This is a genomic window from Corynebacterium silvaticum (genome assembly GCF_002162115.2).
Classification (GTDB): Bacteria; Actinomycetota; Actinomycetes; order Mycobacteriales; family Mycobacteriaceae; genus Corynebacterium; species Corynebacterium silvaticum.
This window is the reverse complement of sequence record NZ_CP021417.2, coordinates 893,378-907,319: the sequence shown is the minus strand read 5'-3', so window position 1 is coordinate 907,319 and position 13,942 is coordinate 893,378. Positions and strand designations below refer to the sequence as shown.

The following is a 13,942-nucleotide window of genomic DNA, read 5'->3' as shown; positions in this document are numbered from 1 at the left end:
CGGATTACAGCAGCTTCCAGTCCTCGAGGCCCTCATAAAGTGGGTACTGCTCGGCGAGCTTGGTCACCCGCGCCCGCAGCTCAGCGACGTTGGCGTTTGCGCCCTGAGCCAGCGCCGTACCGATGATATCCGCAACCTCGCTAAAGCCAGCGGTATCAAAGCCACGGGTCGCCAGTGCCGGAGTACCAATGCGCAAACCGGAAGTGACCATTGGTGGACGAGGGTCAAACGGGACAGCATTGCGGTTCACCGTAATGCCCACCTCGTGCAGAAGATCCTCTGCTTGTTGTCCGTCCATCTGGGAGTTACGCAGATCCACCAGGACCAAGTGAACGTCGGTACCACCGGTCAAAACGTCCACGCCTGCGGCCTTGCAGTCGGCGGAAACAAGGCGCTCAGCGATGAGCTTTGCGCCCTCAAGAGTGCGCTCTTGACGGTTCTTGAATTCCTCGGTAGCAGCAATCTTCATGGCCACAGCCTTGGCAGCAATAGCATGCATGAGAGGGCCACCCTGCTGGCCTGGGAAAACTGCAGAGTTGAGTTTCTTCGCATACTCCTGCTTAGCCAGGATCATGCCCGAACGCGGGCCACCTAGGGTCTTATGCACCGTAGTAGAAACAACGTCTGCATAAGGAACCGGGCTTGGGTGCAGGTCAGCTGCAACAAGTCCAGCAAAGTGAGCCATATCCACCCACAGCTTGGCACCGACCTCATCCGCGATCGAACGAAATGCCTCGAAATCCTGCTGACGTGGGTACGCGGACCAACCAGCGATCAACACCTGTGGCTTCTCCGCCAGTGCTTGTTCCCGCACCTTATCCATATCAACCCGGAATGTCTCGGGGTCAACCTCATATGCGGCAACCTCATAAAGCTTGCCGGAGAAGTTCAGGTGCATACCGTGGGTCAGGTGCCCACCGTGTGCCAGCGACAGCCCCATAATTTTGTCGCCTGGGTTAGCCAACGCCATGAGCACAGCGGCATTTGCCTGTGCACCTGCGTGCGGCTGAACATTTGCAAATTCCGCACCAAAGACCTCTTTTGCACGATTGCGTGCCAGGTCTTCTACGATATCCGCGTTCTCACAGCCGCCGTAGTAGCGGCGGCCGGGGTAGCCTTCTGCGTATTTATTAGTAAATACGGAGCCTTGTGCCTGCAAAACCACACGCGGCACAAAATTCTCAGAAGCGATCATCTCAAGGGTGGATCGCTGGCGATCAAGCTCGCCTGCGATAGCACCTGCAACTTCGGGATCCAATTCGCTCAGCGACTGGTTGCGGATGTCATCTGTCATTGCTGGACCACTTCACCTTTCTCATTATGTAGCCGACCAACAGCGCATAGTGTGGCCGGTAGGGGCACTACGCGAGTAATTCTAACTAATCACTAGACGCACAACAGATTTCGGCTAGAAAAGCAGCCGCGGCCTTGGCTTTATCGCACCCCCGCAGTCATAGACTCTGCTATGTGCAAATGAACACACTTTGAGATTCCGCCCCCACCAATTTCGGGGAGGCACGCACCGCCATGCACAATAGATCTCATGGCTCGCCCGAAAGATTCCAGCCCATACCTTGACTTCGACCGCGATTCCTGGCGACACCTCCGTATGTCTATGCCCCAGGTTCTCACCGAGGAAGAGGTCGTTGAGCTACGAGGAATCGGTGAAAACATTGATCTGGAAGAAGTGGCAGAAGTTTATCTGCCGCTGAGCCGTCTTATCCATCTACAGGTTCAAGCGCGCCAAGAGCTGACTGCGGCAACTGAAACCTTCCTAGGGGAAGAGGCCGCCCATGTCCCCTTCATTATCGGGGTTGCGGGTTCTGTTGCTGTAGGAAAATCCACCACGGCACGCCTGCTCCAGGTGCTTCTGCAACGATGGGAAGAGCATCCGCGAGTCGATCTGGTCACCACAGATGGTTTTCTTTATCCCACGGATGAGCTGAAAAAACGCGGGATCTTGGGTAGGAAGGGGTATCCGGAAAGCTACGATCAACGCGCGCTGCTGCGCTTTGTCACCGACGTAAAATCCGGAAAGCACCACGTTACGGCCCCCGTTTACTCCCACACGCTGTATAACAGAGTGGAAAACCAGGTGGCCACGATCTGCCAGCCAGATATTTTAATTTTGGAGGGGCTCAACGTACTCCAAACTGGCCCAACGCTATCGGTCAGCGATCTTTTCGACTTTAGTGTGTACGTAGATGCCGCCATCGAAGACATCGAGAGATGGTACATCGATCGATTCCTTCACCTGCGCCAATCAGCATTCCGCGCCCCCAACGCGCACTTCTCCCATTACGCAGACATGTCGGACACTGCGGCGGTCAACGAGGCTCGCATGATCTGGCAGACCATCAACCTCCCCAACTTGGTCGAGCACATCCTTCCTACGCGGGTGCGCGCCTCCTTGGTGCTTGGGAAAGACTCCAACCACAAGGTGCGCCGCGTAAGAATGCGGAAAATCTAGGAAGCTGCGTTACGCGCCCATTGGATGACGGGTTGTAGCTTATCGACGTCCACCCGATCCACAACCTTGTTATACCCAGCAATGATGTTCTTATCATTCGCGTTCTTCAGTGGCTTAGCCTTGAGCAATGCCACAAGCGATGCCATTGCTGCCCTATGAGCAGAACTGAGCTGTGAATAGTCCAACCTACCCGGGAGATAAAAACGCGCGCAGTCTTCAGGGGCAGAGCTTCGCATTTGATCGCGTTTCTGGGCTGCGTCGAGAAGCGTCATCCCTACCGCTACGAGCGCGACCGGGTGGGTTTCATGGTATTGCTGCGCGACTTTGATACCGGCGATGCTCGGGCCATGAACCGGGCTGAGAATCACCACAGGGCGTCCGTCGCTAGGAATGGGGACGTCGAGCACAGCGATGCTCAGGGCATCCACCGACTGGGCTAGTGATTCCGCATAGTATTTGGTTGAGCCATACACGGAATGGAACCTGACGTGGATCATTTGCCAAACCTGCGGCTTCGCTTGGAGTATTCCCTGAGCGCACGGAGAAAATCAAGACGTCGAAACGCCGGCCAGTACGTGTCTGTAAACCAAATCTCCGAATACGCAGCTTGCCACAGGAGGAATCCAGACAATCGCTGCTCCCCGGAGGTGCGAATAACTAAATCGGGATCGGGCTGTCCCGAGGTATAGAGGTGCTTAGAGATAGACTCCACGGTGACTTTGTCGGCTATTTTTTCCGCCGTGGTGCCGGACTCGAACTCGCCGGAAATCAGCTCGCGTACTGCGTCTACGATCTCTTGGCGACCGCCATAACCTACCGCGACATTGACGGCCACGCCTGTGTTGTGGGCGGTCTTTTCCTGTGCGTAGTTCATGCGTTCCGCGACTTCCGGCGGAAGTAGGTCTAGGTGCCCCACCAGGCGGAGCCTACAGTTGGTTTCTGGGTCTGCAAGCTCGTCCACCACGTCCCCGATGATGTCAAAGAGCATGTCGAGCTCATCGCTGGCCCGGCCCAAATTCTCCGTGGAAAGCAGATAGACCGTCACCAGCTCCACATCGGTGTCTTTACACCATCGGACCATTTCACCGACTTTTTTAGCGCCTACACGATGCCCATGGGTCACGTCGGCGAACCCAGCCTCGCGTGCCCACCTGCGGTTACCATCGCACATGATGGCAACGTGCGAGGGCTGCTTAGCACCTGCGATCTCTCCTAGTAAGCGCTTCTCATAAAATGGGTAGAGCACCACCTGTAGCGCCGACTTAAGTGGCGATGTGAGGGTCTCTTTCATCTTGTTGCTCCACCTTCGTATACAAGGGCGCCATCTAAGCCAGTAGCGCACCACCGACAGTGTGCCGGCTTAGAACCAGTACTTCTTCCCACGATCAAGAACTCCGGCATCGGCCATAGCCTTATCCAGCGTCTCGGTATCAAAAAGGTCGATTCCCTGCGCTTCTGCGAATAAGCGGCGCCGATGAAGGCGCGTATAGCGGCGTCGAAACGCCCAGCCGATGTAGAGCACAGCAATGAGCAACGCAATCAGCACAAACCATCCAATTGGGGAGGCTTTTCCAAACTCAGAACCCACCGGACCAGTGATGGTTTGAGCGAGGTAGGTGATCGCATTGGCTGGATCAACCGTATTCATCTAAGAGTTCTCCTCATAGTCACTGTCAGTCACTGTCACGTCACCCTCACCAAGTACATCCGATGAGGATCTTTCTGCATTACTTCAACATACGCGTTCCCATATGCCGGCAATGCTGCGCTACAGGGGAACTGATAAATTCTAGCGCGGACTCACTTTCATGGAAAACGCACTTTGAGTAAACAAGGCCCCGCGCTTGCTCTGATCATTCAAGCCGTGTCAGCGCAGGTCACATGAGCTAGCTAAACATGCAGGCCACGGCGAAAACTTAAACGATCAGCCCCAGCCACTCACGGCGGATGTGCCCGGCTGTGAGTTAACCAACAATCCGTTTACACGCTACGCGCACTCTGCGGTCCCGCTATTATCGACCAATTCCAGCGAAAAGGTCATTCTCTGGGATAGCGGTGGTCACTCGTGTTTTTGCCAGCTCAAATTCCTCTGTAGGCCATAACCGCTGCTGATCCGCCACCGGGGTACCAAAGAAAGCCCCTGCGGGATCAATCTGCGTGGCATGCGCGCGCAGGGCGGCGTCGCGATGCTCAAAGTAATCCTCGCATCGGATTTGGGTGGTCACTCGCACCATAATGTCCGCGCGATGAACCTGCCACCGCTCCAGCATGTCCACGTAAGGGCTCTCTTTCCCTTTCTCAATGAGCACGTTGTGGAACATTTGCATCCGTTGGCGGATAAACCCATGCGTGTAATACAACTTGAGCGGTTCCCACGCAGCCCCAAGCTCTGGCTTATAAGACGCCTGCCCCGATCGGTCCCACGCAAGCAGCGATACTTCATGGACTTTAAGGTGATCTGGGTGCGGGTAACCGCCATTTTCATCGTAGGTAATGATCACGTGTGGCTGGAACTCTCGGATCACGGCGACGACCTTATCCGTCACTTCCTCGGTGTCAGCGAGCGCAAAGCATCCTGGTGGCAGCGCAGGCAGCGGATCTCCTTCAGGTAAACCTGAGTCCACGTAACCCAGCCAAAGGTGTTGCGCCCCTATGGCGCGAATCGACTCCGCCATCTCCTGCCTGCGTACCTGAGCCATATTTTCTAGGATTCCTGGCTTATCCATAGCCGGATTAAGGATGTCTCCCCGCTCGCCACCCGTGCAGGTTAAAACGAGTACGTCACAACCTTCAGCGGCGTACTTAGCCATCGTGGCAGCACCTTTGCTGGCCTCATCGTCGGGATGGGCGTGTATGGCGAGAAGACGCAATCCGCGCATGGGAGTGGTCCTTTCCTAGCTAGTCTTTTGTCCTTCAACTATAAAGCCGCAGTTTAGTCGGAGTTGCTGGTACAGGAGGCGGTTGCTGATCGGATACTATGATCTGTGCACAGGAGGCGTCGACAAGGCGCCGACGCTACCCTCACTTCGCCGCAGGTGTTAAGGCAATAAGCGAGATGACGGGTACATGATCTCACCGAGGAGCGTAAGAGATGGCACCGCAAGAGTCTTCGTCGTCAAGCAAGAGCACTACCGCACGCACTCGTTACTCGGGTCCGCACAAACCACAAAAAACATCTACGTTAAGCGGGAAGCTCCTTGTCGTCCTGATCCTGGTCATCGCCGCTGCCATCGCTGTTGCGCTGATCAAGTTTGTGCAGAAAAATCGCCAGACAAAAATTTCCGGGCAGATCGCCAATGTTATGCAGGTCGACGACAATAATTTTGCGCTCACTGTCGACGTAACCAGGGACGATACTTCCGTCGATCATTACTGCATTGTCACGGCTCTGGACTACGAGATGGCCGAGGTCGGGCGCCGCGAGTTCTTCTTGCCCAGCGGAGGCGATAAAACTCAGCGCATCGACGTCCCCATCAAGACTTCCAAGGGCGCTGTATCCGGCAATCTCTATGGCTGTAGCTCTTCCATCCCTTTCTACCTGCACCGTAGCTAACCACATCAAGGGCTACGCACAGCCCCTGAGTGTGCTCTCTCAGCTAAAGCATCTGTGGTAGAATCCCTGCAAAAGCACGCTATCCGCGTGATTCGGCCCCGAAACGTAAGTGTTGCCGTGCCAAGCCGCACGTAAATTCTTTTATTCGGGGCCATCATCATGGCAATAGAAGAGTATCTTGATGCGTATTTTCGCCTCTTAAGCTTTTCATCGCCATTGATTTGCACTGCGGATTGCCTCGATTACCAACGTGTAGAGGGATACGGATTATGGCCGAAAACCAAAAGCAGTACATCACCCCGGAAACCAAGGCTAAGCTCGAAGAAGAGCTCAATGCACTTATTGCACACCGCCCCGAGGTCGCAGCTGAGATCAACGAGCGTCGCGAGGAAGGCGACCTCAAGGAAAACGCCGGCTACGACGCTGCGCGCGAAATGCAGGATCAGGAAGAAGCTCGCATTAAGCAGATTTCTGAGATCCTCGCCAACTCCACCACCGAGCGCGTAGGAATCGTCGAGGGTGTCGCTCACATTGGTTCCGTGGTACATGTCTACTACAACGGCGATAAGGACGACAAAGAGACCTTCCTCATCGGTACCCGTGCAGCAGCCTCTGACAACAAGGACCTGGAGACCTTCTCCGAGCAGTCCCCTCTCGGTGCTGCAGTGATCGGCGCCAAGGAGGGTGAGACTCGCGAGTACACTGCTCCCAATGGCAAGACCATCACGGTGACCGTGGTTACCGCAGAGCCTTATGATTCCACCAAGGCCGCTACCATGCGCAAAAACTAATGCGCCGTATCGCCCGCTGCTTTTATTCCTTTATCGCAGCGGGCTTTTGCCTTTCTGCGCTAGCGTGCACGCCTGCGTCTCACGTGGACTCAACTAAAAAGGTTGCTACCGCCACAAGCGCACGCTTAGCTGCGAGCGTGACGACGCCACCAGCCGCCCAACCGTCACCCACCCGTAGCTCCTCGGATTCTGGGGAGGCAGTGACCAGCGCCCCCTTCCTCTCTCCCACCCCTCCTCTCCTAGCGCCTGGCGAGGTTCCGTCGTTCATCGACTGTGTCGGCTCGCCGACCACTAAGCCTCGCAAAGTCTCCTTATCGTGCACCGATAAAAATGACCGTGTCGTTGACATCACGTGGTCTTCATGGAACGCTTCCGGGGCCGTGGGCACTGGATTCAGAGAAAAGAAAGCAGAAAATACGCGCTCCCCCGTAACAGTGGTTCTTAACAACCCACTGCAAAGCGCTGAAGCTATTGTTTTCGCCTATGTGTATATCGATGGCAGAATGGTCCTTTTGTAGCACGAAAAAAGGTGGTTGCTTCCCTAGGGAAACAACCACCTTGTAAAATTTGTACCTTATTACCTCTGGTTGAAGTAGCTCAAGAGGCGAAGAATCTCTGTGTACAACCAAACCAACGTCACAGCCAGGCCGAGTGCCACACCCCATGCGTTCTTGGAGGGAGCCCCCTGGCGGATAAGGCGATCAGCGATATCGAAATCCTGCAAGAAGCTCATTGCCGCTAGCCCGATGCACACGAGCGAGAAGATAATGGCGATAGGGCCACCGCTATAAAGCCCGAGGCTCACCCCAAAGAGGCTCAACACTAGGTTGCCCACTACAAGGACTAGAACACCGATGATGCAGGAGGTGAGGATTCGGTTGAACTTAGGCGTAACTTTCACTGCGCCTGTCTTGTACACGTACAGCATTCCAAGGAAAACGCCAACGGTGCCCAGCACTGCCTGACCGATCAAGGTTCCAGCGTTTTGTCCGCCAACAAGCCAGCCGGACAAGACAAGGGAGATACCGCCTACGAACAACCCTTCAAATGCCGCATAGGTCAAGGTGATGGGTGCAGAGCCGAACTTACGGCCAAAGGAAGAGATCAGAACGGTGATCAGGCCGCCGATGGCGCCGACACCCGTCAGCATCAGCGCGATGCCAGGGTTCACCTGTGCGATTCCGAAGTTAATGATCGCAAAAGCGATGATCACTCCGAGAGTGATTCCAGTCTTGGAAACCACATCATCCACCGTCATAGGACGGTCATTGACCTGTGGCTCAAGCTGGTTGTAACCATATCCTCCGTAGGGGTTATCAATCTGCTGCTGGTAGCCCGCCGGGGTCTGTCGTTGGCGGGAACCCGTCAGAGAATTTAAGACCGGATTGCTGCTGCGCATGGGGCGACACTTTTCCTTTCGCACCGATTCGTTTTCTGTGTACTACCTAGAAACGATACAGGTAACACTTTTGTTCCCGTAATTAAAAAAATGCCTCACACATATCTTCCCGCGAAGCTTCCCAATAGGAACAACTACGAGCTGGGAATCAAAAGCTTTTCTGCAGCAACCCTCTCGCTTGCTGCAAGTGGACGCAATTCCGCCGTGGTCGCCGGATTTGAGCAATACTGTAATGCATCCATGAGCGTGAGTCCGTCATGTGCGTGTGCCAACGGAATCGGAAGAGCTATCGAGCCTGCTGCAACATCAACTCGGGTATGCGTATCGGACGGAATAGTTACGGTTTCGCCCATGCCTACAAAGCGGCAATATCCAGGAGTAGTCACGGTGGCGGTTCCTTTATAGATCCACAATGCTAGATCCTGCTCAGCACGAGCAAAGGTCGTTGTAGCAGGAATGTGTGGCGGCTCCCCTACGCTTCCCATCCCTGTTGCACTGCCGGTAAAAGCAGACGGGGTTAACCCGGTATGTCTTCTAAAAGCCCGCGTCAACGACGAGGTTGCACTGAATCCCACCAAGTTTGCGACCACGGAAATCGTAAAATCGTGAGGAAGAAGGGTGGCTGCAACAGAAACCCGATGAGCCGCGCGCCACTCGCTAAAAGTAAAGCCGGTTCCCTGCAGGAATTGGCGCTGTAATGTTCGCGAGCTCACGTGGAAGCGCTGAGCAAATGAGACAAGCGAAGTTTGATCAGCCGGGTTAGCAACAAGCAGTTGAGCAACCATTTTTGCAGCACCGGCCTGCGGAGCAGGGGGCGGGCATGCGCGTTCGCTAAAAAGGCTTGCAATCTCCGGAGACAAGTTCTCCTCGCCCATCAAACTCCGAGCAAACTCGTACACCATACGATGAGACCAACGGGACCCTAAGTGCACTCGCCTCGTATTTCCTTGGAAATGGAAGCCCGGGAAGGTGATAGGCAGTACCACGCCGTGCCCCGAGACAAAAGCGCCTACTGGGGCTACCACGAGGTCTCCTGCCATCACTGTAACTACCCGATCCGGCGCGTTGACAGTCGCAGTGCCCTGATCGCACCAAAGTAATACGGTGCTACCGAACTTAGAAGTATGGGAAGTCACGCCAACCCTTTCTGCCGCATGTGACATAAAGTGCAATGCTTTTCGCACGTCATCAATTACCAAGAAAAATAAAAACTACACGCGATACGTGATGTTTTTCCTCGATATTTTCCATCTTTTCCATAGCCCCATAAAGACGCCTTTATGCCACATCGTACAACATAGGTTTCCCTAAGCATACTTCCATGGGTTGATAGAGAAACATACTTCACACAAAAATAAAACCACCGAACACATCACAGTGCCGGTGGCAAGAGAGAACATCAAGCCAGTTTCCTAGGCGGTAAGTCGAGACTTCCTATGTGAACTTTCATACGAAAGAGGTCTCAACGAAGTAACTCCCGTATGTCGCTCACCACGATTTTCCAGGATGTACGTCCACGAGGAATCAGCATAAGGGTCGATCACGCCGAGATGATATACAGCGCTATCAAAAGACTCCTTTTTCGCCGCAACTGAAGGTTGGAATCGCACGTTGTCGTAAGTCATAGCTCTGCCTTTCAAGGATGGTAAGTACCGATTTTTTTATGTAGACCCAAAGTTGATGGCCCTACTCCTTTTCGATGACTTCATGCTAAAACCGATCCCTTGCAAACCCCTCGGGTACAGCTGCCAATCCGCTGTGTATTTCCTTGCAATCGATTTCCCAACCTTTTTGCGCTCCCGCCCCCACCCCACAACGCAAAAAAGAGCATCCCAGCAAAATAGTTCGCGACTGGGATGCTCCTGCTGTGCCCCCACTGGGACTCGAACCCAGACTGCATCGATTTTAAGTCGACTGCCTCTGCCGATTGGGCTATGGGGGCAACGCACCTGCTTAGTTTAGACCGAATGTGGCACGTACTCAAAACCTAGGTTCTCAAGCCGGGGGCGCCTGTTCATACGTCTCTGCTAATCCAGCGATGATGCCATCCAGAATATCTTTTTCAGAAATAACAATTCGGTCAGAATCAGTCTTGCAACGGATCATGTCCAAAATGCCATCCACGACTACAGCGCCGCCCGCGATCACATCCGCACGCCCAGGGTGCATCACAGGATGTGCTGCCCGTTGAGCAGATGTTTCCGCAATTAGCTGCGCCGTTATCACCTGAAGCGCGTCCAAACGCAGTCGAGCGTCATGGATCGCCGCAGGATCATAAGACTCTAGCCCCAGTGCCATTGCCGCAAGGGTGGTGAAGGTCCCCGCACACCCCACAAATGTAGAGGCTTTCTCAACAGGGACGATTTTCTCTACCTGCGCAATACGTTCAGCCACGTAATCACGAGCTATTTCGATCTCTGTATCCGTAGGAGGGTCTGCTCGCATAATGCGCTCCGTAAGCCGTACGCACCCCATTTGAGCAGAATGGGAACCATAAATCTCGCCGTCCGACTCCCCGACAATAAATTCGGTAGATCCCCCACCCAGGTCGATCACACACAATGGCCCAGATTCACCATCAAGATCGGCAACCGCCCCACGGAAAGACAAGGAAGCTTCTTCTTCCCCAGTAATCACTTCAGCCCGTGCGCCAGGAGTAATCCTGCCTAGGAGGCTACCGGTCATGGCAAAGAATTCATCCTTGTTTCGCGCATCCCGAGTTGCAGAAGTAGCCACCATACGCACGGCTTGCACACCGTGTTCTTGCATGAGTTCTACGTACTGAGTAAGCGCCAGCCGAGCGCGTTCTATTGCATCTGGAGCTAATTCACCAGTGCCATCGACGCCTTGTCCTAGGCGCACAATGTTCATCAATCGGCATACCTCGGTGGCAACACCATTGTGTACCTCGCTGATCAGCAGCCTGATTGAGTTTGTACCGCAATCAACAGCGGCAAACTTGGTCACTGAGCCCCTCCAGGAACGTCTGCATGGCTGAAGTCAAAGTCTGAAAGATCGATTCCCAGCTCAGCGCAAGTTGGCCAATCTTCTGGAATCGCGCTTCCCCGCAGGCCTGCATGCTCAGCAGCCATAGCTACGGCCTCAGTGCCTAGCCTGAAGTGTTCTGGCCCCTCTGCTAGTGCATATGCGATAAGAACATGCAGGCATTTCACCCGATCAGGCATGCCGCCACCAGAGAAATCTGTCCCCAAATCCCCAATCGCATTTCTTTTAGCCAAGAAATGCTCATGCGCCTTGAGGTAATCAGCACGCAATTCCTCATCGTTTTCTAAACGATCGGTCATCCACTTCATCACGTGAGCAACCTCTAGGCGAGATGCTTCTGCAGTAAGACGCGGCTCGGTGAGGTAGTAGAGAGTAGGAAATGGGGTGCCGTCGTCAAGCTTAGGCGTAGTCATCACGACCCCAGGAACCCCATCGGGTGTGTGATAGGAAATTTCTATCACCCCGCGCGGCATGCGGCCCAGTTGTTCTGCTACTACGGAAAGATCGGCTTGGGAAACACTCATAAGGTGTATTGTCTCACGCCAGACGTGAAACCCCGATTTTGGATCACCTAATGCGGCATAGCTTTAAGGCGCTGCAGGTGGCGCAGGAGCCTCCGTAGGAATGATGGGAAGATGCATTTCTGGACCATGCGCTTCCCCGGTTTCCTCAGCAGGCGTTTCCGGAATGCTCACAGAATCCCAGAGCTTTTCAAACCATGGGCGCGAATCGTTGTGGTTCGTGTGTTCCCCACCGCCCATGGGTTCCTTGGATTCCAGTTCCGGGGTCAGCACTCGGTAGGCGCGTTCTCCGCGGGCAATCACACCGAGTCGCGTACGAGCCTGTTCCCTGACATAAGCATCGGACTTGTATTTGTCCAATTCCGAGAGCAGATCGTTTTTCTTTTGCTGTTTCTGTTCGATCGAAGACGTAAGGCGCGCAATGTCTGCCCGTTGCACCATGTAGGTGTGAAGAGGCCGAAAAATCATGACGACAAGGATTACTACCACTATCCCCACAATGATCAGGCCTCTGGCGTGCAGGCGAATACGCTTGCGTGGCAGCTTGAACCCACGCGTTCGCTCAGGACGATTCACTACCGGAACCACACGCTTTTTCTTGATCACCATAGGAGCAACATTCTAGCGCTATCTAGCCATCCACTGTTTAACGCCACACAAAAAACATCTTTAACAATAGAATCAGCGCCGCAGGCTTCCTATCGTCGAGAAAACCTACGGCGCCAACCGTGGGTATTGCATAACCTTATATACCCACGAGTGCCGACCTAGCCTATGCTTTAGCCCTGGAAACGTGGGAAAGCAGAGCGACCTGCATACACAGCAGCGTCTCCCAGCTCCTGCTCGATGCGCAGCAGCTGGTTGTACTTTGCCACGCGCTCGGAGCGAGCGGGTGCGCCGGTCTTAATTTGACCGCATCCAAGTGCGACCGAAAGATCGGCAATCGTGGTGTCTTCAGTTTCGCCGGAGCGGTGAGACATCATCGTGCGGTAACCGTTGCGGTGAGCAAGGTCAACGGCATCGAAAGTCTCAGTCAAGGTACCGATCTGGTTGACCTTTACCAAAAGCGCGTTGGCGGCCTTCTTATCGATGCCTTCCTGCAGACGGGCAGGGTTGGTGACAAAGAAGTCATCGCCGACGATCTGGACCTTATCTCCAATAGCTGCGGTGAGGTTGCTGTAGCCCTCCCAATCGTCCTCCTGCAGTGGATCCTCGATGGAGACAATTGGGTACTGCTCGATAAGGTCGGCGTACACCTTTGCCATCTCTGCAGCGGTATGCTCGCCACCTTCAAAGTGGTACTTGCCATCTTTGAAGAACTCGGAGGAAGCAACATCCAGGGCCAAAGCAATATCAGTACCTGGCTTCATGCCAGCCTTCTCGATTGCCTCGACGATAAGGTCAAGAGCAGCCTTGGTGGACTCTACGGAAGGTGCGAAGCCGCCTTCGTCGCCAAGCCCGGTAGACAGACCCTTGGACTTGATCACGGATTTCAGTGAGTGATAAACCTCAGCACCCATGCGCAGGGCATCGGAGAAGCTCTCAGCACCGATAGGAGCAATCATGAATTCCTGAACGTCGACACCGGAATCAGCATGTGCACCACCGTTGACGATGTTCATCATTGGAACAGGAAGAAGGTGCGCGTTTGGGCCACCGACGTAACGGTACAGCGGAAGGCCTGCGGACTCTGCGGCAGCCTTGGCCACAGCCATGGAAACACCCAGGATGGCATTAGCGCCCAGACGCGACTTGTTCTCAGTTCCGTCGAGAGCGATCATGGCCTGGTCGATAAGGCGCTGATCGTCAGCCTCTGCACCTGCAACAGCGTCAGCGATTTCCTCGTTGATGTTATTGACGGCATTGAGAACGCCTTTACCCAGGTAACGATCGCCGCCATCGCGAAGCTCGTGTGCCTCATGAATGCCGGTGGAGGCACCTGAAGGGACACCAGCGATGCCATGAGCACCGTCATCAAGGAAAACCTCTGCCTCGACGGTGGGGTTACCGCGGGAATCGAGAATCTCACGTGCGAAAACGTGCATAATGTCAGCCACTGTTTAGCTCCTAATGCGTTATGGATGCAAGTTGTTCTTGCTTTGCAAGTTAATCACGTGATTCCGGTCCCAGCACATCATAAGAATGATCTTTTCCTCAAAGAGGTTCCCCTATGGGAAAACATTCTTTGCAAAAATGTTGACC

At 54.2% G+C, this 13,942-nt stretch carries 15 protein-coding genes and 1 tRNA gene; 4 read left to right on the top strand and 12 right to left on the bottom strand.

Annotation, left to right across the window (positions count from 1 at the left end; translation table 11 throughout):
- Positions 1–4 precede the first annotated feature (4 nt).
- Entirely contained in the window at positions 5–1,294 is a 1,290-nt protein-coding gene (gene glyA / locus CBE74_RS16770) for a serine hydroxymethyltransferase (protein WP_087453701.1), read from the bottom strand.
- A 249-nt stretch (positions 1,295–1,543) separates the two neighbouring features.
- On the opposite strand from glyA, the gene coaA reads away from it, so the two are divergent.
- Positions 1,544–2,470 carry a type I pantothenate kinase gene (gene coaA, locus CBE74_RS16765; RefSeq protein WP_087453700.1) on the top strand — a complete coding sequence of 309 codons (927 nt, stop codon included), beginning with the start codon at positions 1,544–1,546 and terminating at the stop codon, positions 2,468–2,470.
- Here coaA and CBE74_RS16760 read toward each other — a convergent pair.
- The 4 genes from CBE74_RS16760 to mca all read right to left on the bottom strand — a co-directional run bounded on the left by CBE74_RS16760 (position 2,467) and on the right by mca (position 5,349).
- A complete protein-coding gene (locus CBE74_RS16760; protein WP_087453699.1) occupies positions 2,467–2,967 on the bottom strand; it encodes a flavodoxin domain-containing protein in 501 nt (166 codons plus the stop codon). The two genes, coaA and CBE74_RS16760, sit on opposite strands and share 4 nt — an antisense overlap.
- A complete protein-coding gene (locus CBE74_RS16755) occupies positions 2,964–3,761 on the bottom strand; it encodes an isoprenyl transferase (RefSeq protein WP_087453698.1) in 798 nt (265 codons plus the stop codon). Before CBE74_RS16755 ends, CBE74_RS16760 begins: the two co-directional genes overlap by 4 nt.
- Before the next feature lie 69 nt (positions 3,762–3,830).
- On the bottom strand, positions 3,831–4,118 hold the full coding sequence (locus CBE74_RS16750) for a hypothetical protein (RefSeq protein ID WP_087453697.1): 288 nt from the start codon (positions 4,116–4,118) through the stop codon (positions 3,831–3,833).
- A 364-nt stretch (positions 4,119–4,482) separates the two neighbouring features.
- Positions 4,483–5,349, bottom strand: coding sequence for a mycothiol conjugate amidase Mca (gene mca, locus CBE74_RS16745; RefSeq protein WP_087453696.1), 867 nt, complete (start codon positions 5,347–5,349; stop codon positions 4,483–4,485).
- Positions 5,350–5,561: 212 nt separating this feature from the next.
- Between mca and CBE74_RS16740 the strand changes: the two genes are divergently transcribed.
- From CBE74_RS16740 to CBE74_RS16730, 3 genes are all read left to right on the top strand, one after another.
- Positions 5,562–6,023, top strand: coding sequence for a DUF4307 domain-containing protein (locus CBE74_RS16740; protein WP_087453695.1), 462 nt, complete (start codon positions 5,562–5,564; stop codon positions 6,021–6,023).
- Positions 6,024–6,292: 269 nt separating this feature from the next.
- Positions 6,293–6,814, top strand: coding sequence for a transcription elongation factor GreA (greA, locus tag CBE74_RS16735; protein WP_087453694.1), 522 nt, complete (start codon positions 6,293–6,295; stop codon positions 6,812–6,814).
- Positions 6,814–7,332: a hypothetical protein gene (locus CBE74_RS16730; protein WP_087453693.1), complete on the top strand. Its 519-nt coding sequence runs from the start codon at positions 6,814–6,816 to the stop codon at positions 7,330–7,332. The genes greA and CBE74_RS16730 overlap by 1 nt, the downstream gene beginning before the upstream one ends.
- A 59-nt stretch (positions 7,333–7,391) precedes the next feature.
- Here CBE74_RS16730 and CBE74_RS16725 read toward each other — a convergent pair whose 3' ends face one another.
- The 7 genes from CBE74_RS16725 to eno all read right to left on the bottom strand — a co-directional run bounded on the left by CBE74_RS16725 (position 7,392) and on the right by eno (position 13,797).
- On the bottom strand, positions 7,392–8,213 hold the full coding sequence (locus CBE74_RS16725; RefSeq protein ID WP_087453692.1) for a Bax inhibitor-1/YccA family protein: 822 nt from the start codon (positions 8,211–8,213) through the stop codon (positions 7,392–7,394).
- 134 nt (positions 8,214–8,347) lie between these two features.
- Positions 8,348–9,376, bottom strand: coding sequence for a helix-turn-helix domain-containing protein (locus CBE74_RS16720; RefSeq protein ID WP_087453691.1), 1,029 nt, complete (start codon positions 9,374–9,376; stop codon positions 8,348–8,350).
- Positions 9,377–10,081: 705 nt separating this feature from the next.
- Positions 10,082–10,155, bottom strand: a tRNA-Leu gene (locus tag CBE74_RS16715).
- Positions 10,156–10,208: 53 nt separating this feature from the next.
- A complete protein-coding gene (locus CBE74_RS16710) occupies positions 10,209–11,180 on the bottom strand; it encodes a Ppx/GppA phosphatase family protein (protein ID WP_087453690.1) in 972 nt (323 codons plus the stop codon).
- Complete coding sequence (locus CBE74_RS16705; protein ID WP_087453689.1) at positions 11,177–11,743, bottom strand: DUF501 domain-containing protein; 567 nt, start codon at positions 11,741–11,743, stop codon at positions 11,177–11,179. The genes CBE74_RS16710 and CBE74_RS16705 overlap by 4 nt, the downstream gene beginning before the upstream one ends.
- A 63-nt stretch (positions 11,744–11,806) precedes the next feature.
- Positions 11,807–12,349 (bottom strand): septum formation initiator family protein, encoded by a 543-nt coding sequence (locus CBE74_RS16700; RefSeq protein WP_087453688.1) that lies wholly within the window; start codon positions 12,347–12,349, stop codon positions 11,807–11,809.
- A gap of 170 nt (positions 12,350–12,519) precedes the next feature.
- Positions 12,520–13,797 carry a phosphopyruvate hydratase gene (gene eno / locus CBE74_RS16695; RefSeq protein ID WP_087453687.1) on the bottom strand — a complete coding sequence of 426 codons (1,278 nt, stop codon included), beginning with the start codon at positions 13,795–13,797 and terminating at the stop codon, positions 12,520–12,522.
- Between the last annotated feature and the right edge of the window lie 145 nt (positions 13,798–13,942).